The sequence below is a fragment of the Halomonas sp. JB37 genome (assembly GCF_002332255.1).
Taxonomy (GTDB): domain Bacteria; phylum Pseudomonadota; class Gammaproteobacteria; order Pseudomonadales; family Halomonadaceae; genus Vreelandella; species Vreelandella casei.
This window is the reverse complement of record NZ_NRGW01000001.1, coordinates 441,417-467,233: the sequence shown is the minus strand read 5'-3', so window position 1 is coordinate 467,233 and position 25,817 is coordinate 441,417. Positions and strand designations below refer to the sequence as shown.

Here is a 25,817-nt window from a genome sequence, read left to right as displayed (position 1 = left end):
CTTCAATCGCTTTTTATCGCCCTAGGAACCTCATGACCAATAACGACATCGTTCAAAAACTCTGGAACCTGTGTGACGTACTGCGCGATGACGGCATCAACTACTCCGACTACGTCACCGAGCTGGTGCTACTGCTGTTTATCAAAATGGTGCATGAGAACACCGAAGCAGGCACCCTGAAAAAGCACCCGCTGCCGGAAGGCTGCCGCTGGACGGACCTAAACCATAAATCCGGCATTAACCTGCTGGACGACTACAAGCGTATTCTACTCAGCCTTTCCAGTGGCCGCGACGGCACCGGCCGCTTGGTTCATACCGACCCGCTGATTAGCGCGGTGTACGCCGATGCGCAAACCCGCCTGCGCGAACCGCGCCATCTGGAGCAGATGATCAAGGCGCTCGACGGCATCGACTGGTTCAGCGCCCAGGAAGATGGCCTGGGCGATTTGTACGAGGGGCTACTTGAAAAGAACGCCAACGAGACCAAGTCCGGCGCCGGGCAGTACTTCACCCCGCGTGAACTGATCAACAGCATGGTGCGCTGCGTGAAGCCTCAACACGGCGAGCTGATTCAAGACCCTGCAGCGGGCACGGCGGGCTTTTTAACCGCTACCGATCAGTACATTAAAGAGCACACCGACGACCTCGCCGACCTGGACGCCCAGCAGCAGCTGTTCCAGCAAAACAAAGCCTTTGTGGGCATTGAGCTAGTGCCCGGCACTCGTCGTTTGGCGCTAATGAATTGCTTGTTACACGGCATGGAAGGCGGCGAAGATGGCGTCGTCCTTCTTGGCAACGCCCTGGGCCAGGCAGGCGCAAGCCTCGCCAAAGCCGATGTAATACTCGCCAACCCGCCCTTCGGCACCAGCAAAGGCGGCGATGCCAGCATCACTCGCGACGACCTCACGTTTAAGACCAGCAACAAGCAGCTTGCCTTCCTGCAGCACATCTACCGCAACCTGAAGCCCGGCGGCCGCGCCGCAGTGGTGCTGCCGGATAACGTGCTATTCGAGGCAGGCGTGGGCGCGGACGTGCGCCGCGACCTGATGGACAAGTGCAACCTGCACACCATTCTGCGCCTGCCCACCGGCATATTTTACGCCCAGGGTGTGAAGACCAATGTGCTGTTTTTTACCAAGGGTAGCGCCACCGATAAGTACCAGGAAGAGCGCTGCACCGAGAATGTCTGGGTCTACGACCTGCGCACCAATATGCCCAGCTTCGGCAAGCGCACGCCGTTCGGCGAACAGCACTTAAAGCCGTTCGAAGCGGTGTATGACGCACAGGGAAGTGCGAATGTCGCGGGAGGCAGGATGCCGGGAGCGACGGGCGAAGCCTTCGCAAACGTGCTCAGTGAACGCCAAGAAGGCGAATGGTCGTTTAATGCGGAAGAAATCGCAGTAGATACCGACACCACCGACGAAAACCAGGGCGTGAACGATGACCGCCTGGCCAAATCCCGCTGGCGCTGTTTCAGTCGCGCGTGGATTAGCGACACCAAAAGCGACTCATTGGATATCAGCTGGCTGAAGGACAAAGACAGCATCGACGCCGCCAACCTGCCCGAACCCAGCGTGCTGGCGGGTGAGGCCATGAGCGAACTGGTGCAAGCGCTGGGCGAACTGGACGCGCTGATGCGGGAATTAGGAGCAGAGGATAAGGCAGATGGGCGGCGAGCCATTATCAACCAGATGATGGGAGGCAACCAGTGACTGACAGCCTGCAGATCCCCGAACAATGGCTCTCCCTTTTAATTGGCGAAGTTGCCGATGTGATTGCTGGGGGCACACCAAAAGCAAGCGATCCTGACAACTTTGCCAAGCCGGAAACCCAAATCGCTTGGCTAACCCCAGCCGACCTAAGTAAGTACGCGGAGAAATACATCGCCCATGGTGCACGAGATCTCAGCGCAAAAGGTTATGAAAAATGCTCAGCAAAGAAGATGCCCACAGGCACATTACTCTTTAGTAGCCGCGCGCCAATCGGTTATGTCGCTGTGGCTGCGAACGAAATATCGACGAACCAGGGATTCAAGAACTTCGTCATGCCATCCAAAATCGAGCCGAGTTACGCGTACTATTTCTTGCGTAGCATCCGGGACATTGCAGAAAGTATGGGGACGGGTACAACATTCAAAGAGATTTCAGGTGCGAATGCCAAGAAGCTACCTTTTATCTTGCCTCCCCTCGCCGAACAAAAAATCATAGCCGACAAACTCGACACACTGCTGGCCCAGGTGGACAACACCAAAGCCCGCCTTGAGCGCATTCCCGAGATTCTCAAATGCTTCCGCCAATCTGTGCTTGCGGCGGCGGTGACTGGGCGGTTGACGGAGGAGTGGCACAAAAAATACTCAACAAATCATGAATGGCAAACAGTATCACTCGGTCATCTTGTTGAAAGTGGACCTCAGAACGGAGTTTATAAGCCAACCAAGCTGTATGGCTCTGGGTGTTTAATTATCCGAATCGATAGTTTTTATGACGGGCTTATCGCTGATTGGAAAGAGCTAAAAAGGGTTCAACTGTCGCTATCAGAGATCGAAAAATGGCAAATCAACAAGGGTGATATCCTTGTTAATCGTGTAAATAGTATTGAGTATCTTGGGAAAAGTGCATTAGTAAAAGACTTGGTAGAACCAGTTGTTTTTGAAAGCAACATCATGCGGCTATCTCTCAAAAGAGGCTTAGCAAAGCCAGAATTTATCTCTCTATTCTTGAGAAGTCCGGTCGGCCTAGAGCAACTACGAGCCAATGCAAAACTTGCAGTGAATCAAGCAAGCATTAATCAAAATGATGTGAAAAGCTGCATGCTGGATTTACCAACTCTTGAAGAACAAACCGAAATCGTTCGCCGCGCCGATCAGCTCTTTGCCTACGCCGACACCGTCGAGCGCCAGGTCAATAGCGCCTTCGCACGCGTCAACCAGCTTACCCAGTCGATCCTCGCCAAGGCGTTCCGTGGCGAGTTGACCGAGCAGTGGCGCAAAGACAACCCGGCACTAATCAGCGGCGAGAACAGCGCCAAGGCGCTGCTGGCACGCATTAAGGAAGAGCGGGCGGCGCAGGCGCCCAAAAAACGTACAAGGAAGAAGACGACGACATGAGCCAGGCAGATACCTCCCGCCCCACGGCCAAACAGTGGCTTCGTTACTGGCGCAATTCGCTGGCGGACGCCGAGAGTGGCCGCGGAACGTTGACCAAAAAAGAGCTGGAACAAACAGAGCAGCTCGAGAGCACGGTATACCGCGAAGGGCGGCTACCCGCGCATCACTCGGTACTCCAGCGGCTTTTCAAGGGAGAAAAGGAAGCCACTCAACTCGTGCGCGTTGTGCTACGCCCGGCGGTGTACAAGGCACTGCTGGAGCACGGGGCGAAAAAACGGGCACTCTACCCCGACGTGATCACGCCGTTGATCTGCGGTTTGTGGGTCGCGCGCGATGGGCGCATGATCCCCGCCGAGCCGCCGGTGATTCCGCGCGACCTGCTGGCGCCCCAGGCCGATGATCGCTTCACACTGACCGATGTCGCCAGGCAGGATCGCTTTTTGAGCAGGCATGAGCCGCCGGTATGGTCGGAGAGCGAGGCGCGGGCGCTACTCGAGGAATCCGACCCCGAAGCGCACAGCGAGCGCTGGAAGACGTATTACGACCTTTCGCGCCAACTGTTCGAAACGCTCTGCCCGAAAGAGCTGCTGAGAGAGGCGTTCGAAAACGCCTCTGAGGCGCGCATTGCCAAGGTCGATGACCAGCTGGGCGCCGCGGACAAGATCATCGCCCTTTACGACTGGCTCTCCCAAAACGATCAACGGTTGCCGCTGGTTGAAAGCTACGCGCTTTCACGCATCGAGACATACCAGCCGTGCATTGAGCCGTTCGCGAGCATGCCCCATCGGCTGGGCCACGCCAATTCGCAGTACCCGCTGGCCATTGCCCAGCGCGATGCGCTGGCGCAGGTCATGGCGATGGAAGACGGCGAGGTGCTGGCAGTCAACGGCCCGCCGGGCACCGGCAAAACGACGTTCGTGCTCTCGGCCGTGGCTTCGCGGTGGGTAAAGGCCGCGCTGAATGAAGAAGATCCACCGTTGATCGTGGCAGCCTCCACCAACAACCAGGCCGTGACCAATGTGCTCGAAGCCTTCGCCAAGGATTTCGAGGAAACCCAGGACGCTTTCGGCGGGCGCTGGCTGCCCGAGGTCACCAGCTACGGCGGCTACTACCCTGCCCCCAGCAAGGAAGGCGAGGCTTCCCAGCATTATCAAACCCCGACGTTTTATCGCCGGGTCGAATCCCCCGAGTATCTCGATAGCGCCGAGGCAGTATTTTTAGAGCATGCCCAGGAGGCGCTCGGAGATGCCACGCTCACACGTATCGACAGCGTCCGCGCGCAGCTTCACCAGCGGCTGAGCGACAGACAAGCCCGGCTCGCCACCCTTCAACAGGGTTGGACGAAACGAGCGGCGCTTCAGGCGCAGCTGATTGAGAAACTAGGCGATGCGCCTGAGGAGGCACTGGCCCGCAAGAAGGCGGCGATTACCACACTGCACACTGAACGCGACGCCATCGAAGCGGACCTCAAGCGCTGGCAGCGCTTTTGCGCCGAGGAACCGATGTGGCTATCGCTGCTCGCCGTGCTACCCCCGGTGGCCAAAAAGCGCCAACTACGCCGTGAGCTTTTCATTAGCGAGCAGTTGAGCGCCGAGGCGCGGCGGCTGATCGAACAGGCATCACCAGCGAGTACGCCCGAGGCCGCATTAAAGGGTTGGCTTGGCGGGCAGCGCGAGGCCATAGAACAGCAACAAGCCTTTGTGGCCGAATGCCAGCACGGGCTTCAAGAAATCGAGCAGGTCACCGAACGGCTTGATACCGCCTATCGAGCGCTGGGTTTCGAGACGCTACCGGACTCGTTTGACGCCTTTGATCAGGAGCTGGATACCACGCTACGCTTTCAGCTCTTTCAACTGGCGGTGCACTACTGGGAGTCGCGCTGGCTGGAGGATTGCGCCACGCGTGCTGACGAACTGGCCGAGCAGACAGCCACAGGCAAGGAGAAACCGGGGCTAGCCAAGGTACGCCCACGCTGGCGACGCCGCATGATGCTGACGCCCTGCATCGTATCGACACTGCACTCGTTGCCCGACCACATGACCCATCGCGTCTTCGAAGGCGCAGGGCAGTTTCGGCTTGATTACCTGATTAATGAGATCGACCTGTTGATTATCGACGAGGCCGGGCAGGTGGCGCCCGATGTGGCGGGTGCCTCCATCGCACTGGCCAAGCGCGTGCTGGCGATTGGCGATGTGCACCAGATCAAGCCGGTGGCCACGCAGTCGCAGACGGTGGATGTGGGCAATCTTTCGCATCAAGACCTGATCTCAGCCTTGGACGAATACGAAGAGTTGCGCGAAGGCGGCCGTTCGGTGGTGGATGGCAGCGTAATGCGCATCGCGCAAAAGGCCAGCCGCTACCATTATCTCGAACAGGCCGAGCCGGGCATGTTTCTGCGCGAGCATCGCCGCTGCCTGAACGATATCATCGCCTACTGCAACGACCTCTGTTACCGCGGGCTTTTGCAACCGCTGCGCGTCAAGCCGGCTATTGATGCCGAACTGCCGCCCTTTGGTTATGTGCATGTGGATGGCCGGGCCGAGTCGCCACCCTCGGGGAGTCGTATCAATCGGCTCGAAGCCATCACTATGGCTGAATGGCTGGCGACCCAACGCGAGCAGTTAGAAGCGGCTCATGATAAGCCGCTGGAACAGATCGTGGGCGTGGTGACGCCCTTCAAGGCTCAGGCCAGTTTGATTGAGCAGGAGTGCCAAGCACGCAATATCAAGATTGGCCGGGGCGAAGCAGAAATGACGGTAGGCACAGTGCATGCGCTGCAAGGCGCGGAACGTCCCGTAGTGCTGTTTTCAGGGGTATATTCACGACACGAAGATGGCAATTTTATCGACAATGACCCATCGATTCTGAATGTGGCTGTCTCACGTGCTAAGGACAGTTTTATCGTATTTGGCGATATGGACGTTATAGGTATGGCGGCCCGGGGCACGCCACGACACTTGCTAGGCCGTTATTTGTTTAGTAGTGAGGATAATGAGCTGTGTTTCACGGCAAAAGCGGTACGTCCCGATTTGTTAGCGATGTGTCAAACACCGCAAATCATCAACGACTCGAAAGCGCATGATCAATACTTGAAGGAATTACTGACAAGCGTCCAACAGCGCATTGCCATGGTTTCCCCTTGGATATCATTAAACCGGTTAAAGGAGACAGGGCTTTTAGAGGAATTAAAACGAACATCCGACCGGGGCGTTATGGTAGAAATCTATACTGATTTGCACTTCAACACCTTTAATGGAAAGCAGCCTTGTGAAGATAAAAAGGTCAATTTTAAGCAGTGCTGTAAGGCACTTGCAGAATATAAAATAACGGTCAATGTTGTTAGTCAAGTGCACAGTAAACTTATTATGATCGATGAGAGTTTGATGTGTATTGGGTCTTACAACTGGGCCAGCGCTGCTCGATCAGGTAAATATAAAAATATGGAAACGTCAGTACTTTGGAGCGGAAATCTTGCAGAAGAGATTAATCTTCAGCTTGAGGCGTTAAAGGGACGTATCCACCAAACTTTTAGCACAGCGGAAACTCTGCAAGAACTCAGATAACACACTGCATTTAACAATACGACTATCCATTTTAGATTTTCCATACTGGCTTAACGTAGTCACTATTCACGGCAATCAATGCCGTGAATAGTCGATTTTTTGACCATCCTACTCATTTCTCTTGCCTCTACACTTTTCACCATCAACCAACGCCACCCCAACGGATGGCGTCACTTTAAAAGCATCACTTACCGCCTTTTACGCCGTATCAAGAAAACAATCAGCCCCAACACGAAAAGCGCGAAGATCACGCCTGCCGCCATTAACCAGGGCATGGCTTTCACCAGTAGCGGCGTTGGGCCGCCTTGGCGTAGCTCCGTAACGCGGGCAGCGTCGACGTCAAGCTCGGGGTTGCCGAACTGGCTCAGCACGTAGTTACTCACGGCAGCGATCTGCTCATCGTTTAGCTGCTCGCCAAACGCGGGCATGGCCACGGTGTAGTCATCGATTTCGCGATGCACGCCCTGCAATACCGACATAATCAGATTATCGGCGTTGGGTCCCTGAGTCGCGGTATTGTGTATCAGCGAGGGGTAGAACTGATCATCGGTGCCCTGCCCGTCGATCTGGTGGCAGCTGGCACAGGCGCCGTTATAAAGCGTCTGGCCGTCGGTACGTTTACCATCACTCATGGCCTGAGGGTCATCGTTGCGCAGCGGCTCCAGCGTGGCTGGGCTTACGGGTTCAACCTCGCGGGGTGCCTGGCTTACATCAATGGCCGGGCCTGTCGCCGTGGGCGGCACCTGCTTCAAGTAGACCGCCATGCTGTGCAGGTCCTCATCGCTTAAATAGCGCAGGCTGTGCTCTATCGCCTCAGCCATGCCGCCACCGGCCTGTGCTTGATTCTCAACGTGGCCAGTACGCAGGTACTGCACCAGCTCTTCAACGCTCCAGTTGCCGATCCCGCTGGCATCGGAGGTAATATTGGGCGCATACCATCCACCGACGTTGGCACCTGCCAGATAGCGGTCATTGTTTTCCCCCATCAGCGCGTTACGCGGCGTATGGCAGGCGCTGCAATGCCCCAGCGTATCGACTAAATAGCGGCCACGGTTGAGAGTGTCACTTTGTTCCGGATCGTGAGTATAGGCGTCATCCAGGAATAAGAAATTCCATGCGGCCATGCTCACGCGGAGGTTAAAGGGAAACGGCAGCGATGTTTCAGGCGTCGGCTCGTCGACCGCTTCAACCCCGTGCATAAAGTAGCTATACAGCGCGTGAATGTCATCGTCGGTTAAGCCGCTATACGCGGTGTAAGGCATGGCGGGATAAAGATGAGCGCCGTCGGCACGAATACCTTCGGTTAGCGCACGTTTAAACTGTGCTTCTGAGTAGTCGCCAATACCATATTCGCGGGAGGGCGTGATATTGCTGGCAATAATATCGCCCATGGGCGAGGCAATGACGTAACCCCCTGCAAAAGGCTGCCCAGACTCTTCCGGCGGACGGTGGCAGGCGGAACAATCAGCGGCACGCGCAAGATACTCGCCTTGTTGGATCAGCTCGTCATCCACATTCGCTGCGTTACTGGGGCTAGCGGCACCACTTGCATGGCTGGCCAACGAAAACATAAAAGCGACACCTAGGAGCCAAGAGGACGGCAAGCGCATGTTAGATCTCCTTGGCGATGATGTCGGCAATGCGAATACTCAAAGCAACACCGGCAAGCGTGGGATTGATCACCCCTGACGCGGGGATAACACCGGTGGTCGCAAGGAACAGGTTATCGTGATCCCAGGTGCGGCATTCGCCGTTCACTACAGAGTCTTCGGCTCTGTCGCCCATGATCACGGTCCCCATTAAGTGATCTCGGTTTTGCCAGCCGGTATCGTCTTCGATGACCTGGCCGCCCATGATGCGCACAAAGTTGGCGTAGTCACGTTTCGCGACATCAGCCGCCGCTTTTACGTAGTTATCTACGCTGTAGTTAACCGTCAGCATGGGAATGCCCAAGGCATCCTTGTAGCGTGTGCTGGGCCGAACGGTGTTATGGGCATGGGGCAACATCTCAAACACCGTGGAGATATCTACCCAGCGGGCGGCGTCATGGCGGATTCGGTCGTCGAGTTCCGGGCCTACAATCAAATTATCCAGCAGGCGCTGAGTGACGGCCGTGTTGGGCACCATATTGGTTAATGCATGCTTAATGGCTGAGTGTTCGCGGCGAAAGTCGCCATCGCGCCAGTTGAAGATCCCGCCCTGCTGAACAGGCCCGCGGCCCGGCCAGACCGGTTCATCGGCCAGAAACTGAAGCCCCATGCCGGTGTGATCCATCAGGTTACGGCCCACCTGATCCGAGGAGTTGGCCACCTCTGAAAGCAGCAGCAGTTTGGGCGTTTCCAGGCCGTGGGCGGCGACAATAAAGTACTTTGCGGTCAGGCGAGTGTCGTCACCGTTGGAGCTGCGATAGTGCACAGCCGCGATTTTACCGTTGTCACCTTTTTCAAGATGATAGGCGGTAGCATCGGTGATCAGCTTAGCGCCCGCGTTTTCAGCATGGCGAGCGTGGACATCGCCGCTGTACATGGCGCCAATCGGGCATACCGGCATGCAGTTATTATTGCCGCTGCACGCCGGGCGACCGTCCCAGGGCTTATGAGTACGAGCGTTAGGCTCGTGGATGAAACGGTAGTCTTCAGCGCTGATTCGATCCCTAATGCGCTGAAAATAATAGGTATCACCCTCGGGGGAAACGGGGTAAGGCTCCGAGCGCGGCGGCCAAGCATCGCCACCCTGGCCGCTTTGGTCATCGGTATCGCTGCCTGAAACGCCCAAGGCTTTTTCAGCGCACACGTAGTAAGGCTCTAACTCGTCATACTCAATCGGCCAGTCGCGCCCTACGCCGTAAAGCGTTTTAAGCTTCATATCGTTGGGAATATAGCGCCACGTTGCCGCCGCCCAGTGCCACGTGGTGCCGCCGACCAGTTTCAACATGCCGGGGAACAGATCGAAATCGCCGGTGTTTTCGATATAATTTTCCTGGTACGACGTCGGCGCCCACGGTGCGTTGGGGTAAGGGTCGTTGAAATTTCCCTTGCGCGAAGAGGTGCGGAAATTTTCAACAATTTTCCAGCGCGGCACATGCTCACCCGCCTCAAGAATAATCACCGATTTGCCCTGCTGAGCGAGCTCAAAGGCGGCGTTGTTGCCTAGTGCGCCCGAGCCGATAACAATCACATCCGCGTCAAATTGCGTAGCCATGGTAATAAACGGTCCTGAATAAAAGAATCAATACGCTCGACCCGACACCTATTAGCAGGCCGGGGGCGTACTTTGGTATAAGTAAGAATTAATCAGTGGCGATGCTGGCAGGCGGATCGACCCAATAGTCGGAGTGACCGCGGGAATACGTCGGAATAACCGTGGCATCGATAGTCGGCTCAAACATCAGTGCCCCGGTATAGGTAATAAAGCGGGTGTTATCGGTCGCGCTATGACCTTGCACGCTGCCGGTGAAGCCTAGATACCAAGCACTGATAATCGCCACCGCCGTTTGCGTTAACGCTTCTGGCTGGGTAGCAGCAAAGGCTTTGAAGCTGCGCATATCGATAAGATTGGCATCATCCATCGCCTGGGCCAGCAACCGCTGACGATCAGCAAAGCGCTCGTCGCTATCCAGCAATGCCTGCCAAACGCGCCCGGCGATGCGGGCATCTAGCGCCTCTCTCCCGGTTAAACGCTCGGAAAGCATCAGAAAATCTTGGATTGCTTGCTCGCTGGTAGCACCGGGACTATCCGCCCAGGTACGCGTCGCCCAGGGGAAAAAGGCGGCAGCGGAAACAGCCGCCATACCACCCAGCAGCTCACGCCGGGAAAGACGGAGTGTCTTTACTGCGTTGTTTTTAATAAATTTCATCGACAGACCACGCTTATGTTAGCACGCTAATTAATAGTCAGAAATTATACGCCTCTTTTGCTCTATAACAATCTTTAGTCATAGTGTACTTATCAATGTAGCTCAAGCGGCTCATCTTTTGGATTGGTTCTCTGAACGGCTCGATCAATACTTTAAGCTCCACCGCGCAGCGGGTCGTCTCAGCCACCACGAATTTCGACGAGAGCGTGTTGGCTTCACGGTTGGGTTCCTGCATCAGGAAGTCTAGGCGGCGGCCTTTAGGGCCCTTCTGGGCGAGCTGGCACAACAATAAACTTAGGGCGTCATTACTCTGGCTGACGTCACGAGTGAAGACCGACTGAGCAGCAATAGACGGTGCTCACATGCCCAAGCGCAGTAGTGACAGAATAAAGGTCGTGCCTGTTTCATTATTACTTTCGACACGCACGTCACCACCGTGCCATTGGATAATCGAACGGACGATGGCCAGTCCTAGTCCTCCTGAATCGGCTACACCGGCTCGCGCCGAATCACAGCGATAAAACCGTTCGAAAACCCGTTGCAGGTTATCAGGGGAGATGGCCGTGCCGAGATTATGAACGCGTAGTTCGAGCCGATCCTCCATGCTCATCGTCGTAATATGAATAGGCGTTTCGGAACGGCCGTGGCGAAGCGCATTGGCGATCAGATTGGCCAACGCTGTGCGTAGCAAATCGCGATTGGCAACAACGGTACCACTCGACTGATTGACGAGCGTTCGTCCGTCGTCTTCCGCCATACCTTCGAAGTAATCACATAGCTGAGCTACCAATACTCCGAGGTCTACTTCATCAAATGTTAACGCTGTTGAAGGATTCTCGGTCCGTGCCAGAAACAGCATGCTATCGATCATTCTCGAAAGACGCTCGTACTCTTCAATATTCGATTCAAGCACCTGCCGATATTCTGCAGTCTCTCTTTCCCGCCGCAGCGTATGCTGTGTTTGTCCCAATAGGTTGGTTAACGGTGTTCGCAGCTCATGGGCCATGTCTGCGGAGTGTCGGGACAGCTGAGAAAAACCTTCTTCCAGCCGGTCTAGCATTAGGTTCAATCCATGGCTTAAGCCACTGATTTTCTTTGCTTCTCCTGCGACATTCAAGCGCCGATCCAACTGTCTTATGTTGATGCGATTAGACTGTTCAGCCAAGCGGCGCAACGGCTCTAGGCCGTGCCGACTGACTCCCCACCCGAGCACGAAGGCAAGTAGCGCGCCCATCACAAGAGCCAACCAAAGTCGAAGCCGATAGGCCGTCAGCATCTGACGACGCTCATCAAGCAACTTACCGGCGATAAGCGTGAGCGGCCGCCCGCCTTGTTCAAGTGTTTGCCATGCCAATCTTGCCTGTATTGAGCCGGTAGTATTCTCAAAACGGATGGTGTCCGTCATCGGTAACTGGGGCACGGGTAGGTCGCTCGGGTTGACGTCAATCAACACTTGGCCTTCGGCATCCAGTATCCACAACAGGCTGTCGCGATTGCCCAACATATTGGCATAGAGCTTAGGACGCTGGCGAAGCGTAGCTATACTCTCGGCGTCATCGAGCAGCGTTTGCATACGCTCAAGACGTCCATGTAGCATTTGATCATCACGCCAAGCAATTTCACGTGTTAACGAGTGATAGAGGTAGGCACCAATACTGCCCAGCAGCAGCACACTGACCAGCGCGAACATCAGCGACAGGCGAGTCGCTAGGGAGTTCGGAGCGGGCATCAAACGCGGTCCTCAAGTACGTAACCCATGCCACGTTCGGTGTGTATCAGCTTACGAGAATAAGGGTCGTCCACTTTTGCACGAAGTCGACGCACGGCCACTTCGACGACATTGGTATCGCTGTCAAAATTCATTTGCCACACCCGCGAAGCGATATAAGTGCGCGATAACACTTCGCCTTCCCGATCAAGAAACAGCTCCAGTAATGAAAATTCCTTATTGGTCAGAGCAATGCGCTCACCTTGACGAGTCACCCGTCGTCGCAGCACGTCCATTTCCAGATCAGCCGCACGAAAATGCTCTCTCTCGCGAGGTGGGCTGCGGCGCAATAGAGTACGTACTCGGGCTAGCAATTCGACAAAAGAGAACGGTTTAACCAAATAGTCGTCGGCACCCAGCTCTAACCCCTTGACGCGATACTCCACCGCATCCATGGCCGTCAAAAACAGCACCGGCACTTGGCTACGACCACGGATCAGTTGCAGCAGCTGCCAGCCGTCAAGACCGGGCAGCATGACGTCAAGAATAATCAGATCAAACTCGCTCTCGGTGATCAAGTGCTGCGCATCATATCCATTGAGGGCGACCTCAACACGATATCCCGACTCCCCCAGGCCCCTACATAGATAGTCTGCGGTTTTGTGCTCGTCTTCTACCACTAGGATACGCATACCGCCTCCCCGCGAAATTGATACAGATTAGCTAGATCAATCGCTTTGTCACATTACAAATCTGTAATGCTGCCGTCAGGTAATTGACGCACTCGGCCTGTCAGGATGTCACCATCAACTCACAAGGATATTCTCATGACATCACGATTTGCTCGACTGCCACTGCTCGGTGCCCTCTTAGTGGCGGGCAGCGCGCTGGCCGGAACAGGCCCTGTCCAGCAGCAAAGCCTCTCGCTAGATATGGCTAATCGCCTAGTGAATGCCTCTCTTGAAGCTTGTCATGCCGATGGCCGGACCGCTGTCGTGGCGGCTGTTGACCGCGGTGGCAATCTGGTCGCTTTGCAGCGCGACGATAATATCGGCCCCCACAACACGTTGGCCGCGCAGCGTAAGGCATTTACCTCACTGTCGACGAATACCACCAGCCGTGCATTATCGGAGCACGCTCGCCAGGATCCCGAATCAGCCAACTTGAACACACTAGACGAGCTGCTGTTGTTAGGTGGCGGCGTACCACTACGATTCGGGGGCGAACTCATAGGAGCACTCGGCGTTGCTGGTGCAGGTGGTTCTGCTATTGATGAGGGTTGCGCCTTAACGGCAATTGAACACGTTATCGGCGATAGCTAACGCTCCCTAACTCACTGCAATCTTCATAAAACGACGATATAAAGGTATTTTTCATGAAAACATTTTCTGCACTACTCGCCGGTATTATTCTCAGCAGTGTCGCGACGACAGCGCTTGCGGCCGATAATCCGCTGAGCGTCCATGTGCTCAACATTCAAACCGGTCAGCCGTCACAAGGTGTTGACGTTGAACTTGAGCGTCGCACCGATACCGGTTGGGAATTGTTAGCGACCGCGACTACCGACGAAAGTGGCCGTATATCAGCGCTTTATCCAGCCGATGAAACGTTCATATCCGGTGTTTATCGGGTGACATTCGAAACTGGCGAATGGTTTGAGGCGCATGATACTGACACATTCTTCCCCAATATCCCCGTGCCCTTCCAAGTGGACGATACCGAGCAGCATTATCATGTGCCTTTGCTGCTTAGCCCTTATGGGTATTCTACCTATCGCGGAAGCTGAGTAAATCTCGCAAAAAGTGGTTTTAAAATAAGGAATTGGCGGGCCATTAAGGCCTGCCGTTACTGATTAATTTTGCGAAAAAGATCTAGCAATTTTGCCCTCTGTGGCAATACCAGCACAGTCAATAAGTACCATGTTTCATGTCGGTAGGCAGCTGGATAGTGGATATACGATTTTTGTCTGCATTAATGTTACCTCTCTTGCCATGGTCTCATCGCAACGTATTAGGTTGCTGAAGCGTCTACTGTTACTGGCCGCGATCACTTCACACACTCGCATAAACATAGTTCTGGCAACGCTCCTCAGCGTGCTAAATAATCTACTCAATGTTCTGTATTTGCTCGCGCATCTGCTCAATCAGCACCTTCAGTTCTACCGCACAGCGGGTCGTCTCGGCCACCACAGATTTCGACGAGAGCGTGTTGGCTTCGCGGTTAAGCTCCTGCATCAGGAAATCCAGGCGGCGGCCTTTAGGGCCTTTCTGGGCGAGCTGGTGGCGCACTTCGTCGATGTGCGCGGTTAGGCGGTCCAGTTCTTCGTCTACGTCGGCTTTTTGCGCCACCAGCACCAGCTCGGCTTCCAGGCGTTGCGGGTCGAGTTCGGTCTTGGCGACCTCCAAACGCTCCAGCAATTGAGCGCGCTGGCGCTCCAGAATCTGCGGCAGCAGGCTTTTGACGGTAGCGACCTGCTCGCTTACCGCTGTCAGGCGAGAGGTGATCATCTCGGCGAGCTTTTCACCTTCACGGGCGCGCGCGTCGATCAGTTCATTCAACGCCTGGTCGAACAGAGTTTTAGCAGCGGCTTTGATGGCGTCTTGATCCAGGTGTTGGGTTTCCATTACGCCGGGCTGATTGAGAAGCGCGAGCGTGGTGGGCGGCACGGCGCTGGACACCTGCTGCTGAATGGCGACTAGGGCGTCGGCAATCTCTTTTAACCGCTGGGCGTTCACCGCCGGCGCTTGAGCAGTTTCGGAACTCTCGAACCGCACGCTGCACTCCACTTTGCCACGGGCCAGGCGAGTACGCAGTGCTTCGCGCAGCACCGGTTCTAAATCCCGTAGGCTTTCATGTAGGCGGAAATGTGGCTCTAAGTAGCGCTGATTAACCGAGCGAATTTCGACCTGCAGGGTGCCAAAGGGGGCGGCCTGCTCGGTGCGGGCGAAGGCGGTCATGCTGTGCGTCATTGAATAACCTGTAGAGAGATTGGCGTGATGGAAGTGTAGAGCATTTGCCACCACTCTTGTTTTCAATTCACTCGCCTATTCATTCGGCGCGGTCAGTGCTGTGCGAAGGGGCAAAGATCACACACCAATGATGTCTGGCTGCACTTCGATGAGCAGACGGGCGTCCGGCGATGGCGTATCAATCACCTCGAAGACGCGATCAATCATCTCGCCCACGCTTTGTCGCGCCATGATCAGGTGAGGGTGAAACGCGGCGGCCAGCGGGTCCCAGTCAAAACACCCCACAATCATGTCATCTAGCTGATAACCGCCCCGCTGAAGCCAGCGCACGACCCCCTCCAGTGAAATCGTTGAGTTGACGAACATCGCGCTGGGAAGCGTGGAGCGGGGGCGCATATATGCCTCTAACGCGACCTGAGCCTTATCGGCGGCATAGTCGCAGGGAAGGATGTCCGCCTCCGAGGTGGACAACCCACGTTCAGCGCGGGCCTGAGAGAAACCGGCGATACGTTCGCGCGTATTGTGATCCTCGCTTCGCCCGCCAATAAACAGGATAGCGTCGTCACGCGCAGCCTGCCCGGCCAAGCGGTCAAGAATGGCGTTGGTGAGCTGCCGCGCGCCTTCCCGGTTATCGGAAATCACCGAAGGTGCCTTACTACCGGGCAAATCTAAGTTAATACTCGCCACGCCGCTTTCGTCGCACATCACAGAGATAGTGTCGGGATCAGTCGCCCCGGTACTGACCAAACACTCGACCCGGTAGGCGAGCATCATGCGCGCCGCCTCGCGCTCCTGCGCCGGGTCGCGGTTGGTACAGGCGACAATCGCAAACAGCCCGCGCTGGCGCGCCTGGGCTTCAAAATGCTGGGCAATCGAGCTGAAATAGCGGTTGTCGTAGAGCGGCAGAATCATGCCGATAATACCTGAGCGCTCTCGGCGCAGCGCGCGTGCCTGCATATTGGCAGAATAGCCTTCGCTTTCGGCTAGAGAGAGGATTTTGTCGGCCAGCTTTTGGCTAATACGACGCCGTTGCCAAGAGCCGTTGAGCACGGCACTGACGGTACTAGGCGAGGTGTCGGCAAGCCTGGCCAGATCGTAAATGGTTAGCCGCTTAGGTGACTCGCTTACCACGTAACCGCTCCTTGAAATAGATAAAAGTAGCATTGACGTGATTTCATAATGGGTCAATGCTGTATAATGCACAACCGATTGTGCATGCTAAGTTAAGAGAACAAATTCGGAGTGTTTACGCATCGCTTGATTAACGTTCAACGCCTTCAGCGTTATGACACTCTCCTAACATTTTAAGGCATAAAGCATCGATGCCTTTTTGACATCGGACAACGCATGTCGGCACCGTCAAAACGCTTCAATGCACCCCATTCCACTGGCTGGGCTAGCCAACAGCAAGCAGGCAATGACAATGACAATGACAATGACAATGAAATATAAAGCACTTCTTACCGCCGTCACACTCACAAGCGTCATCGGCAGCAGTGGCGTAATGGCTCAGGCGTCCCCCACTATCGCGGTGGTGGCGAAGGTAGGCGGCATTCCTTGGTTCAATGCCATGGAGATGGGCATTGAACAGATGGGTGAAGAGCTGGGCGTCGAGGCCTACATGGTCGGGCCCACCAGCGCCGACCCGGCCCTGCAGGTACGCGCGATTGAAGATCTGATCAGCCGCGGCGTCGATGTCATCGGCGTGGTGCCCAACGACCGTGAAGTACTCGAGCCGGTGCTTGAGCGCGCGCGTGAGCAGGGCATTATCGTGCTGACCCACGAGAGCCCCGAGTCGGTCAATATCGACTACGATTTTGAGATGATTTCGGCGCAGCAGCTTGGCGAAGAGCACGCCAAACTGCTCGCTGAAACCACGGGCTGCGAAGGCTCCTACGCTGTTTATGTGGGCGGCCTAAGCGTGCCTGCACATAACGCCTGGGCAGATGCTGCCGTGAACTGGCTGGATGAAAACTGCGCAGGCTTGACCCAAGCGGCAGAACGTTTCGGTGTGGCCGAGAGCGTCGACGATAGCCGTAATACCACTCTTGACCTGCTGCGCGCTCATGAAGACCTGGCCGGCATTATGTCATTTGGCAGTCAAGGCACCATCGGTGCCGCGCGTGCGGTTAAAGAGCGTGGCCTAGAGGGCGATGTCGCCGTGCTGGGGCTTTTCTCACCGGGTCAGGGGCGTCGTTTGGTGCATGAAGGCGTGATTACCGGTGGTTTCCAGTGGAGCCCTTTGGAGGCAGGCAAAGCGTTCGTTGCCCTGGGTGAGATGCTCTATAACGGCGAAGAAATTACCGATGGGGCTGAGCTTCCGGTGCTCGGCGACATCACCCTGGACGGCCACACAATCTTTGCTTCGCAGCCACTGGAGCTCAATAAAGAGACCGTGGATGAGCTGGCAGAGCTCGGCCTGTAAAACCGCGCTTATTCATTTGGTGTCAACGCTGCCGCGCTCAATGAGCGCGGCAGTTATGTTAAGAGAGCCGTCATGTCTAGAGAGGAGCCGCCGATGAGCGAGATCGCGATTCGAGCGCGTCATGTTAGCAAGGTCTTCGGGCAAAGCCGGGTGCTGGATGATGTCGAATTCGAACTTCGCCGGGGTGAAGTGCTTTGCCTTGCAGGTGAAAACGGCTGTGGCAAAAGTACCCTCATTAAAATTATCAACGGCGTTTACAAGCCTGAACCAGGCATTGAGTTTACGTTTGGCGATGAAACCCTCTCAGCTATTAGCCCGATGGAGGCGCGCAGCCGGGGCATCCACGTCATCTGGCAGGATCTTGCGCTCTTTCCGCACTTAACCGTCGCGGAGAATATTGTCTTTGATGACTACGTTTCAACGCCGTGGCGGCCGATCTCTTATAAAGAGGCACTGACGCAGTCGCGCGAGATTATTCAGCAGTTTGGGCTCAATTTAGACCCTACCGCCCGCGTGGACGGCCTTTCGATTGCCCACCGTCAACTGGTCGCAATCTGCCGCGTGCTGCGCGCAGGCGCCAGCATTATTTTTATGGATGAGCCCACCGCTTCCCTCACCTACAAAGAGGTGCAGGCGCTGTTGGCGATTACCCGCTCGCTGGCAGAAAAGGGCATTTCGATAGTACTGGTCAGCCACCGGCTGGCAGAAGTGCTTGAGGTGTGCCAGCGCGTCACTGTGCTGCGCAACGGCCTGCTCGTGGGCACCTATCCCACCGTGGGGATGACCCAGGCAAGGCTCTCCACACTGATGACCGGCCTTGAGCTTGAGTTCACCCCCCGGGCTGAAACCCATCAAGGTCAACCGGTATTGGAGCTTAAGCACCTGAGTCGTCAAGGCGAATTCGAGGACGTCTCCTTCACCCTGCATCGCGGGGAAATCCTGGGGCTGACGGGGCTGCTGGGTGCCGGGCGTACCGAGATCGCCCATGCCATTTTCGGCATGACCCGCCCCACGTCGGGCGAGATGCGCAAGGATGGCCTGCCGCTCAAGCTGCGCTCCAATCGCGATGCCGTGCGTCACAAGATCGCCTACCTTTCCGAAGACCGCCTTCACCTGGGCCTGGTACAAAACCAGTCGATTAACATGAACAGCGCCGTCACCGTGCTGCCTTCACTTGAGAAGCCGCGCGGCTTTCTCTCGCCGCGGCGCATCCGGGCGCTGACCGCACACTGGGTCGAGCAACTGAAGACCAAGGTGAGCGATGCAGAGCTTGCGGTCTCGTCGCTCTCCGGGGGTAACCAGCAGCGCATCGCCCTTGCCAAGTGGCTGGCGACCAAGCCTGAAGTGCTGATTCTCGACTGCCCGACCATTGGCGTCGATGTAGGAGCGAAATCCGGCATTTTCGACATCATCCGTGATCTTGCCGATCAGGGCGTGGCGATTATTTTGATCTCCGACGAAGCGGGGGAAATTTGGATGAATGCCGACCGCGCGCTGGTGCTGCGGGAGGGGCGCATTACCACTGAGGTGATCCCCTCAGAAACAACGGAAGAAGCGCTGGAGGCAATCATCAATGCGTAATCTTTTATCGCGCACACGTATCGGCACCGAAGGGGTGCTGCTGGGCATTATTCTGGCGCTGTCAGTGGTGCTGGCGCTGACCACTGACAGTTTCTTAAGTCTTCAGAACCTGTTTGATCTGCTTAACAATCAGTCAGTCAATATCATATTTGCCGTTGGGCTGGTGGTCGTGCTCATCGCGGGGGGCATTGATATCTCCTTCGCGGTGGCGGCCTCGGTGGTGCAGTACGTGGTGATGACAGTGCTGATCGATACGTTGGGCGGCGGCAGCTGGCCGCTGGGCATCCTGCTCTCAATGCTGGTGGGCACCCTGCTGGGGCTCTTTAATGCGCTGCTGATTCACCGTTTTCGAATTGTCTCGATTATCGTCACCATCGGTACGTTTAATCTCTTCTTCGGGCTGCTGATGTACTTCACGGGCGGCGTATCGATTTACGATATTCCCGACTGGCTCTACTACTCGATTCCACTGCTCGATCTGCCTGCAGAGCGCGGCTCGGCCACACTCTATTTCCCCGCTGCCGTCATGACAGTGATGGTCGTGCTCACCTGGTTCATTCTGGCGCGTACCGGCTTCGGACGCACTATTTACGGATTTGGCTCAAGTCCCGAGGCCGCCCGCCGCTCAGGTGTGAGTGTTTGGAAAATTCACGCCTTTGCTTACGGCTGGTTGGGGCTATGCGCGGGTGTAGCGGGCCTGATGCAGGCACATATTGTACAGGAGGTAGTGCCCAACGCCTTGATAGGCCAGGAGCTGCCCATTTTGGCCGCGGTCGTGCTGGGCGGCGCGACGCTGGGCGGCGGGCGTGGCTCGGTGCTTGGCGCAGTGCTCGGCGTACTGCTGCTCGCCGTGGTGCAAAATGGCCTGAACTTGTTGGGCGTTACTCCTTACGCCTTCCGCATGATTGTCGGGCTAATTATTTTGATCGCTATTACGACCAGTAACCTGGGCAATCTGTTGCCCCGTTCAACCAGAGCGAAAAACGTATGAATAAGCCTCTGAACACGCCATCCAGCGCTGGCATACGTCTGGGTGGCGATACCATTGAAGTGATGGCCATGACGGCCCTTTTAATTGCCAGCATCGTTTTTTTCTCACTGCTGGCACCGGGCTTTCTCACCGCGACTAATTTTAACTCGATGTCGATGCAGTTGCCGGAGCTTGGGCTACTTTCGCTGGCGATGCTGGTACCGATTATTTCCGGCGGGCTCAACCTTTCGGTCACTTTTACCGCCAATATGGCGGGGCTCACCACCGCATGGTTAGTACAGGGGCTGCTGGCGGGGTTGGGCATACTGAGCGTTCCCATGGCGATTATGGTCGGGCTTCTCGTGGGCGCCTCCGCCGGCTTTTTAATCGGCTTTATCGTTGCCTACGTGGGCGCGCACCCCATTCTGGTATCGCTAGGCGCGATGATTTTTCTTCAGGGCGTGGGTGAGTTTTTAACTCGCGGCGGCGGTATTTCGGGTATGCCGGAGGTGTTTCAAACCATCGGGAGCGGAAGCTTGCTGGGCGTGCCGATTCCCATGCTGATCTTTCTCGCCGCCGCGGCCGGGCTGATGTACGTCATGCACTTCACCCGCACGGGTTTCTCGATCTATATGCTCGGCTCCAATCCCCGCGCTACCGAGTACTCGGGCATTAACGTCAAACGTGTGCTGATGACCGTCTACACCCTTTCCGGTCTGCTCGCGGGTCTCGCCGGCATGGTGATGCTCGCTCGCTTCAACTCCGTGCGCGTAGGCCACGGCGAGAGCTACTTACTGATTACCGTGCTGGCCTGTTTTCTAGCCGGGGCGAACCCGTTTGGCGGCTTTGGCCGCGTACTGCCACTGGTACTGGGCTTAATGAGCCTGCAGGTGATCGCCTCTGGTATGAACCTGATGGGCGCCAGCCAGCATCTAGCCACCGCCGTATGGGGTGCTTTTCTAATTATTGTGATGGCACTGCGTATGCCGTTTATCAAACAGTCGTGAGTAAGGTTTTCCATGAGTCATCAAGAACATGTTCTGGGTATCGATATCGGCACTGGCAGCGCGCGGGCGGGCATTTTCACGCTTGATGGCGTGATGCTTGCCGAGGCGAAAACACCCATTGCGATGCATCGCCCTGCCGAACACCACGTAGAGCAGAGCTCCACGGATATATGGAACGCAGTATGCAGTGCCACCCAGCGTGCTCGCGAGGCTGCGGGCGTGGCGCCCGACGCCATCACCAGCATGTCGGTGAGCGCCACCTGCTCGCTCGTGCTGCTGGATCAGCAAGATAAGCCGCTTGAGCTCTCACCGGGCGATGAGGCATGGAATATCATCGTCTGGATGGATCACCGCGCCACTGCTGAGGCCGCCGAGTGTACGGCCACCCACGCCGCACCACTGGCTAATCTGGGCGGCGTGATGTCGCCCGAGATGCAGATGCCCAAACTAATGTGGCTCAAGCGCCACCGCCCAGAGCTTTACAACCAGATTGGCTACGCTGGAGACCTCGGCGACTGGTTAGGCTTTAAATGCACAGGCTCCATTGAGCGTTCAGTCTGTATGCTCGCCTGCAAGTGGACATTTGATCCACGCCCTGGATATGGCTGGGACCACGACTTTCTAGATCAAATCGGTATGCAGGATGTACTTGAACGCGCCCGTTTAAGTGACCAAGCGCACCCCGTTGGAGTAAAACTGGGGCAATTAACGGCGGCGGCGGCGGCCGACCTGGGCCTCACCACTGACTGCACCTTCGCGGTCGGTATGATCGATGCCTATGCCGGTGCCCTTGGCACCCTCGGCAGGAGCCTAACCGACGCCCCCGAGAAGCGCCTTGCAGTGATTGGCGGCACCTCCACCTGCCATATCGGGGCCCAACCCGTGCGGCGAGAAGTACCCGGCGTTTGGGGCCCCTATCCAGGTGCGCTATGCGACGGTTTTGTTGCCAACGAAGGCGGGCAGAGTATTACCGGGGCGCTGCTGGATCACTTCGTAGCGATGTTCGCCGCGGGCAGCGAATTTGGCGACGATGTGCACGGCACGCTCTCCGAGGTCCTGCTTGAGCGCCTGAAAAACGGCGATCCTGCGCCGCATACTCACGTCTGCCCCGACTTCATCGGTAATCGCTCTCCGCTGGCGGACCCGGACATTCGCGGCACGATTACCGGGCTCACGCTAGATACCCCGCGGGAGAGTTTTATTAAGGTCTACTGGGCTGCCGCCACCGCGCTGGTATACGGCACCCGAGCGATTATCGAGCGACTGAATGCGCATGGTTATGCCATCGATACACTGCACTTAAGCGGTGGCCACGGCCGCTCGGCATTACTGCGCAAGCTTTATGCCGACGGCACCGGCTGCCAAGTTATCCTATCGGATGCACCCGAACCGGTACTGCTCGGGGCTGCCGTGGCGGCGATGGCTGCAAACGCTAATGGCGATGTATTGAGAGTTGCGAGCGAGCTATCCCCTGGCGAGCAGGTACTGGCGTCTGATCCAGCAACATATGAGCTACATGCAGCGCGATATGCTGCTTTCAAGCAGCTCTACGCTGGACGGCTCGATTAACAACCACCGTTCGCGGGCCTTAAACACATAAGCGCGCGCTCAGACGTGTACAATGGGCGGCTTTTCCTTGTAATGCGATTTTTTGTAGAGAGGTGTTATTTGTGAGCAGTGCTACGCGTCCTGATGTTGTTCGCCCCAGCGGCCGCCAAGCCGACCAGCTCCGTGACATTCGCCTGACTCGTGACTACACCCGTCATGCGGAAGGCTCTGTCCTGGTGGAATTTGGCGACACCAAAGTGCTGTGTAATGCCAGCGTAGAAGCCGGTGTTCCACGCTGGCTGCGCGGCAAAAATCAGGGCTGGGTTACCGCTGAATACGGCATGCTGCCCCGCGCTACCCATACGCGCAGTGATCGTGAAGCCTCTCGCGGTAAGCAAGGTGGCCGTACGTTAGAAATTCAGCGCTTGATTGGCCGTAGCCTGCGCGCAGCGGTGAATTTGAAGAAGCTGGGCGAATTCACCATTACCATTGACTGCGATGTCATTCAGGCCGATGGCGGTACGCGTACCGCGGCGATTACCGGTGGCTGTGTAGCGCTGATGGATGCTATCCGCTACCTGCAGCGAGAGAAGAAGATCAAAAGCGATCCTTTCAAGCAGCTGGTTAGTGCTATCTCCGTGGGCATTTATAAGGGTGTCCCGGTGCTGGATCTGGACTACCCGGAAGACAGCAAAGCCGATACCGATTTAAACGTGGTGATGACCGAAAACGGCGAACTGATCGAAGTGCAGGGTACCGCCGAGGCGGGTTCCTTCAGCCGCGCAGAGCTCAACAGTATGCTCGATTTAGCCGAGCAAGCGGGCGATACGCTGCGCGACCACCAGCGTGAAGCGCTGGGAATTCGTGACTAAACGTTAACGCACGCCAAAACGCAGCAAGCCGACCTAAGGGTCGGCTTGCTGCTTAGTTACCACTTAAAACTACTGCGACGCGGGAAAAGTGCGCTGACTAGCGCTTAAAGCGCTAGATCGTACTCAATGATCAGCGGTGCGAACTCGGAGAAAGTCGCATCGTAATCAATCCACGCGTCAACCACGTGGCGGCGGAAGTTGGGGCCGACTAATTGATAGTCGATCCGCCAACCTTCTTGGCGTTCACGGGGCACGTCTTGGTCAAGCTTCGGCCACCAGGTGTACTCACCCGCATCGCGGTTAATTTCGCGGAAGGTGTCGATAAACCCGGTAGGGCCAAGCACCTGATCCATCCAGGCGCGCTCTTCCGGGCGGAAGCCTGAGGTCAGTTGATTGTCCGACCAGTTGGCCAAGTCGACGGTTTTATGGGCAACATGCCAAGTTCCGCAGAGGATGTATTCGCGGCGTTTGCGCGACATCTTCGTCAGGTACTCTTGGTACTGTTCCATAAACGCCTGCTTAGCTTTTTGATCGCTTCCGTCAGGCATCAAAAAGGAGACAATGCTGAAGCGTTCATAGTCCGCCTGCAGAAAACGTCCTTCATGGTCACACTGAGGAAACCCGAGGCCATACATAATCGCCTTGGGAATTTTGCGGCAATAAAGTGCCACCCCGGAGAAACCGTCTTCTTCGGCATCCAGGAAGTAGCCTTCATAGCCTTCCGGATACAGAATGTGGTCACCCAGTTCAAAACTTTTCGCCTTAATATTCTGCACACATACGACGTCGACATCCTGCTGAGCCAGCCAGTCCAGGAAGCCACGCTCGACGGCATCACGAATACCATTAACATTGATGCTGGCAATTTTCATAAATCGTCCCTTTTGCGTCGCTGCTGTATGATACCCGACGTTTAGACGTTTGGGTAAAGGCAGCGACTAAAACTTGCCATTTACCCCACTTTTATTGTTGCTTTCGTACCTATTTAAACTTACCACCTAGTGAGGAATGCCGTGGCCACCACTCTACAACCCTACCAGCACGATTTCATTGCCTTTGCCATTGAGCAAGGTGTGCTTAAGTTTGGCGAGTTTACGCTTAAATCCGGTCGCGTTAGTCCCTACTTTTTTAACGCTGGGCTGTTTCAAACCGGCCGAGCGCTGGCCAAGCTGGGACGGTTTTACGCTCAGGCGATTGTCGATAGCGACCTAAACGCTGATGTGCTGTTTGGCCCAGCGTACAAGGGAATCCCACTGGCGGCGGTCACGGCCGCAGCCTTGGCCGATCACCACGACCAGGATATGCCTTACGCCTTCAACCGCAAAGAGGCCAAAACCCACGGCGAAGGTGGCAACATTGTTGGCGCGGAGCTTTCCGGCAATATTCTCATTATTGATGACGTCATCACCGCAGGCACGGCGATTCGCGAAGTAATGAGCCTGATTGAGCAAAGCGGCGCGCGTGCTGCCGGGGTGATCATTGCGCTTGATCGTCAAGAACGTGGCCAGGGCGAACAGAGTGCGATTCAGGAAGTACAGGCACAGTATTCAATGCCGGTGGTGAGTATCGTTACCTTAGAGCAAGTGCTTACTTACCTTGAAGAACACGCCGGTGGCGAGATGCTGGCCTACGCGGAAGCGATTAGGGCTTATCGTGATCGCTACGGCATTGCCAGCTGATTAGATGGGCAGCGCGCCTTCAAATCCTTGTTGGCGCCATGCTTCGTAGCTCACAATAGCCACGGCGTTAGAAAGGTTAAGACTGCGGTTGTTGGGCTGCATGGGCAGGCGCAGCTTGTGCTCAGCGGTTAGCACTTCATGTACTTGGGGCGAAAGTCCTGCGGTTTCAGAACCAAATAGCAGCACATCGCCGGGAGCAAAGTCAGCATCGCTATAGGGTCGCGTACCTTTGGTGGTAATCGCCCAGATGCGTCGGCCCTGCATGGCCGCTTGAAAGGCGCTAAAATCCGCGTGGCGAGTAACGTTGGCGAGGTCACGGTAATCCAGCCCGGCGCGACGCAGTTTTTTCTCTTCTAAGTCGAAGCCAAGTGGCTCAATCAGGTGAAGTCGGCAGCCGTTATTGGCGACTAAGCGCATGATATTGCCTGTATTGGGCGCCATGCGTGGTTCAAAAAGCGCTACGTCAAACATCTCCACCTGCCTATTGTTCACCCGTTATGCATTTACTAAGCGCCGCCGATTGTAATCGAAAT

The 25,817-nt window shown here is 56.0% G+C and carries 21 protein-coding genes and 1 pseudogene; 12 read left to right on the top strand and 10 right to left on the bottom strand.

What is annotated here, in order from left to right:
* The first annotated feature begins 32 nt into the window (after positions 1–32).
* Genes CIK78_RS02310 through CIK78_RS02300 form a run of 3 tightly spaced genes read left to right on the top strand, consistent with a single transcriptional unit; the run spans position 33 to position 6,669 of the window.
* Positions 33–1,712, top strand: coding sequence for an N-6 DNA methylase (locus CIK78_RS02310; protein WP_096276834.1), 1,680 nt, complete (start codon positions 33–35; stop codon positions 1,710–1,712).
* Positions 1,709–3,106, top strand: a complete 1,398-nt coding sequence (locus CIK78_RS02305; protein ID WP_096276832.1) for a restriction endonuclease subunit S — start codon at positions 1,709–1,711, stop codon at positions 3,104–3,106. The genes CIK78_RS02310 and CIK78_RS02305 overlap by 4 nt, the downstream gene beginning before the upstream one ends.
* Complete coding sequence (locus CIK78_RS02300; RefSeq protein ID WP_096276830.1) at positions 3,103–6,669, top strand: AAA domain-containing protein; 3,567 nt, start codon at positions 3,103–3,105, stop codon at positions 6,667–6,669. Before CIK78_RS02305 ends, CIK78_RS02300 begins: the two co-directional genes overlap by 4 nt.
* Positions 6,670–6,857: 188 nt before the next feature.
* Here the strand turns inward: CIK78_RS02300 and CIK78_RS02295 are convergent, their stop codons facing one another.
* The 6 genes and pseudogenes from CIK78_RS02295 to CIK78_RS02270 form a co-directional block, all read right to left on the bottom strand.
* The gene (locus CIK78_RS02295; RefSeq protein ID WP_096276827.1) at positions 6,858–8,279 is read right to left on the bottom strand and encodes a cytochrome c; all 1,422 of its coding nucleotides are present in this window, start codon (positions 8,277–8,279) and stop codon (positions 6,858–6,860) included.
* 1 nt (position 8,280) lies between these two features.
* Positions 8,281–9,870 carry a GMC family oxidoreductase gene (locus CIK78_RS02290; RefSeq protein WP_096276825.1) on the bottom strand — a complete coding sequence of 530 codons (1,590 nt, stop codon included), beginning with the start codon at positions 9,868–9,870 and terminating at the stop codon, positions 8,281–8,283.
* An 88-nt stretch (positions 9,871–9,958) separates the two neighbouring features.
* Positions 9,959–10,525 (bottom strand): sugar dehydrogenase complex small subunit, encoded by a 567-nt coding sequence (locus CIK78_RS02285; RefSeq protein ID WP_096276823.1) that lies wholly within the window; start codon positions 10,523–10,525, stop codon positions 9,959–9,961.
* A gap of 118 nt (positions 10,526–10,643) precedes the next feature.
* A pseudogene (locus CIK78_RS02280) lies at positions 10,644–10,805 on the bottom strand (DUF1732 domain-containing protein); the annotation flags it as partial.
* 78 nt (positions 10,806–10,883) lie between these two features.
* Complete coding sequence (locus tag CIK78_RS02275) at positions 10,884–12,254, bottom strand: heavy metal sensor histidine kinase (protein WP_096276821.1); 1,371 nt, start codon at positions 12,252–12,254, stop codon at positions 10,884–10,886.
* Positions 12,254–12,925, bottom strand: a complete 672-nt coding sequence (locus tag CIK78_RS02270) for a heavy metal response regulator transcription factor (RefSeq protein WP_096276819.1) — start codon at positions 12,923–12,925, stop codon at positions 12,254–12,256. Before CIK78_RS02270 ends, CIK78_RS02275 begins: the two co-directional genes overlap by 1 nt.
* A 135-nt stretch (positions 12,926–13,060) precedes the next feature.
* Here CIK78_RS02270 and CIK78_RS02265 point away from each other — a divergent pair, with 135 nt between their 5' ends.
* Together CIK78_RS02265 and uraH are read left to right on the top strand one after the other, a co-directional pair.
* Positions 13,061–13,555, top strand: coding sequence for a heme-binding protein (locus CIK78_RS02265; RefSeq protein ID WP_096276817.1), 495 nt, complete (start codon positions 13,061–13,063; stop codon positions 13,553–13,555).
* 53 nt (positions 13,556–13,608) lie between these two features.
* Positions 13,609–14,019: a hydroxyisourate hydrolase gene (gene uraH, locus CIK78_RS02260; protein WP_096276815.1), complete on the top strand. Its 411-nt coding sequence runs from the start codon at positions 13,609–13,611 to the stop codon at positions 14,017–14,019.
* 319 nt (positions 14,020–14,338) lie between these two features.
* Here uraH and CIK78_RS02255 read toward each other — a convergent pair whose 3' ends face one another.
* Both CIK78_RS02255 and CIK78_RS02250 read right to left on the bottom strand, forming a co-directional pair.
* A complete protein-coding gene (locus CIK78_RS02255; RefSeq protein ID WP_096276813.1) occupies positions 14,339–15,202 on the bottom strand; it encodes a YicC/YloC family endoribonuclease in 864 nt (287 codons plus the stop codon).
* A 117-nt stretch (positions 15,203–15,319) separates the two neighbouring features.
* On the bottom strand, positions 15,320–16,333 hold the full coding sequence (locus CIK78_RS02250) for a substrate-binding domain-containing protein (RefSeq protein ID WP_255249081.1): 1,014 nt from the start codon (positions 16,331–16,333) through the stop codon (positions 15,320–15,322).
* Positions 16,334–16,643: 310 nt separating this feature from the next.
* On the opposite strand from CIK78_RS02250, the gene CIK78_RS02245 reads away from it, so the two are divergent.
* The 6 genes from CIK78_RS02245 to rph all read left to right on the top strand — a co-directional run bounded on the left by CIK78_RS02245 (position 16,644) and on the right by rph (position 23,605).
* Positions 16,644–17,627, top strand: coding sequence for a substrate-binding domain-containing protein (locus CIK78_RS02245; RefSeq protein WP_255249080.1), 984 nt, complete (start codon positions 16,644–16,646; stop codon positions 17,625–17,627).
* Between the two features lie 93 nt (positions 17,628–17,720).
* The gene (locus CIK78_RS02240) at positions 17,721–19,208 is read left to right on the top strand and encodes a sugar ABC transporter ATP-binding protein (protein WP_217990262.1); all 1,488 of its coding nucleotides are present in this window, start codon (positions 17,721–17,723) and stop codon (positions 19,206–19,208) included.
* Complete coding sequence (locus CIK78_RS02235; protein ID WP_096276804.1) at positions 19,201–20,199, top strand: ABC transporter permease; 999 nt, start codon at positions 19,201–19,203, stop codon at positions 20,197–20,199. The genes CIK78_RS02240 and CIK78_RS02235 overlap by 8 nt, the downstream gene beginning before the upstream one ends.
* Entirely contained in the window at positions 20,196–21,185 is a 990-nt protein-coding gene (locus CIK78_RS02230) for an ABC transporter permease (RefSeq protein WP_096276802.1), read from the top strand. Before CIK78_RS02235 ends, CIK78_RS02230 begins: the two co-directional genes overlap by 4 nt.
* A gap of 12 nt (positions 21,186–21,197) precedes the next feature.
* Positions 21,198–22,754 carry an FGGY family pentulose kinase gene (locus CIK78_RS02225; RefSeq protein WP_096276800.1) on the top strand — a complete coding sequence of 519 codons (1,557 nt, stop codon included), beginning with the start codon at positions 21,198–21,200 and terminating at the stop codon, positions 22,752–22,754.
* A 101-nt stretch (positions 22,755–22,855) separates the two neighbouring features.
* Positions 22,856–23,605 carry a ribonuclease PH gene (gene rph, locus CIK78_RS02220; RefSeq protein ID WP_096276798.1) on the top strand — a complete coding sequence of 250 codons (750 nt, stop codon included), beginning with the start codon at positions 22,856–22,858 and terminating at the stop codon, positions 23,603–23,605.
* 104 nt (positions 23,606–23,709) lie between these two features.
* Here the strand turns inward: rph and CIK78_RS02215 are convergent, their stop codons facing one another.
* Positions 23,710–24,477, bottom strand: coding sequence for an exodeoxyribonuclease III (locus CIK78_RS02215; protein WP_096276796.1), 768 nt, complete (start codon positions 24,475–24,477; stop codon positions 23,710–23,712).
* Positions 24,478–24,618: 141 nt separating this feature from the next.
* Here CIK78_RS02215 and pyrE point away from each other — a divergent pair, with 141 nt between their 5' ends.
* Positions 24,619–25,284: an orotate phosphoribosyltransferase gene (pyrE, locus tag CIK78_RS02210; protein ID WP_096276794.1), complete on the top strand. Its 666-nt coding sequence runs from the start codon at positions 24,619–24,621 to the stop codon at positions 25,282–25,284.
* On the opposite strand, the gene CIK78_RS02205 is transcribed toward pyrE, so the two are convergent.
* Entirely contained in the window at positions 25,285–25,755 is a 471-nt protein-coding gene (locus CIK78_RS02205) for a tRNA (cytidine(34)-2'-O)-methyltransferase (protein ID WP_096276792.1), read from the bottom strand. It abuts the gene before it with no gap.
* Positions 25,756–25,817 lie beyond the last annotated feature (62 nt).

What these genes read in the sequence shown, in the direction of transcription:
- CIK78_RS02310 (WP_096276834.1), top strand. Translation starts at nt 33, where the DNA reads ATGACCAATAACGACATCGTTCAAAAACTCTGGAACCTGTGTGACGTA.
- CIK78_RS02300 (WP_096276830.1), top strand. Translation starts at nt 3,103, where the DNA reads ATGAGCCAGGCAGATACCTCCCGCCCCACGGCCAAACAGTGGCTTCGT.
- CIK78_RS02295 (WP_096276827.1), bottom strand. Translation starts at nt 8,279, where the DNA reads ATGCGCTTGCCGTCCTCTTGGCTCCTAGGTGTCGCTTTTATGTTTTCG.
- CIK78_RS02290 (WP_096276825.1), bottom strand. Translation starts at nt 9,870, where the DNA reads ATGGCTACGCAATTTGACGCGGATGTGATTGTTATCGGCTCGGGCGCA.
- CIK78_RS02285 (WP_096276823.1), bottom strand. Translation starts at nt 10,525, where the DNA reads ATGAAATTTATTAAAAACAACGCAGTAAAGACACTCCGTCTTTCCCGG.
- CIK78_RS02275 (WP_096276821.1), bottom strand. Translation starts at nt 12,254, where the DNA reads ATGCCCGCTCCGAACTCCCTAGCGACTCGCCTGTCGCTGATGTTCGCG.
- CIK78_RS02270 (WP_096276819.1), bottom strand. Translation starts at nt 12,925, where the DNA reads ATGCGTATCCTAGTGGTAGAAGACGAGCACAAAACCGCAGACTATCTA.
- CIK78_RS02265 (WP_096276817.1), top strand. Translation starts at nt 13,061, where the DNA reads ATGACATCACGATTTGCTCGACTGCCACTGCTCGGTGCCCTCTTAGTG.
- uraH (WP_096276815.1), top strand. Translation starts at nt 13,609, where the DNA reads ATGAAAACATTTTCTGCACTACTCGCCGGTATTATTCTCAGCAGTGTC.
- CIK78_RS02255 (WP_096276813.1), bottom strand. Translation starts at nt 15,202, where the DNA reads ATGACGCACAGCATGACCGCCTTCGCCCGCACCGAGCAGGCCGCCCCC.
- CIK78_RS02245 (WP_255249080.1), top strand. Translation starts at nt 16,644, where the DNA reads ATGAAATATAAAGCACTTCTTACCGCCGTCACACTCACAAGCGTCATC.
- CIK78_RS02240 (WP_217990262.1), top strand. Translation starts at nt 17,721, where the DNA reads ATGAGCGAGATCGCGATTCGAGCGCGTCATGTTAGCAAGGTCTTCGGG.
- CIK78_RS02235 (WP_096276804.1), top strand. Translation starts at nt 19,201, where the DNA reads ATGCGTAATCTTTTATCGCGCACACGTATCGGCACCGAAGGGGTGCTG.
- CIK78_RS02230 (WP_096276802.1), top strand. Translation starts at nt 20,196, where the DNA reads ATGAATAAGCCTCTGAACACGCCATCCAGCGCTGGCATACGTCTGGGT.
- CIK78_RS02225 (WP_096276800.1), top strand. Translation starts at nt 21,198, where the DNA reads ATGAGTCATCAAGAACATGTTCTGGGTATCGATATCGGCACTGGCAGC.
- CIK78_RS02215 (WP_096276796.1), bottom strand. Translation starts at nt 24,477, where the DNA reads ATGAAAATTGCCAGCATCAATGTTAATGGTATTCGTGATGCCGTCGAG.
- CIK78_RS02205 (WP_096276792.1), bottom strand. Translation starts at nt 25,755, where the DNA reads ATGTTTGACGTAGCGCTTTTTGAACCACGCATGGCGCCCAATACAGGC.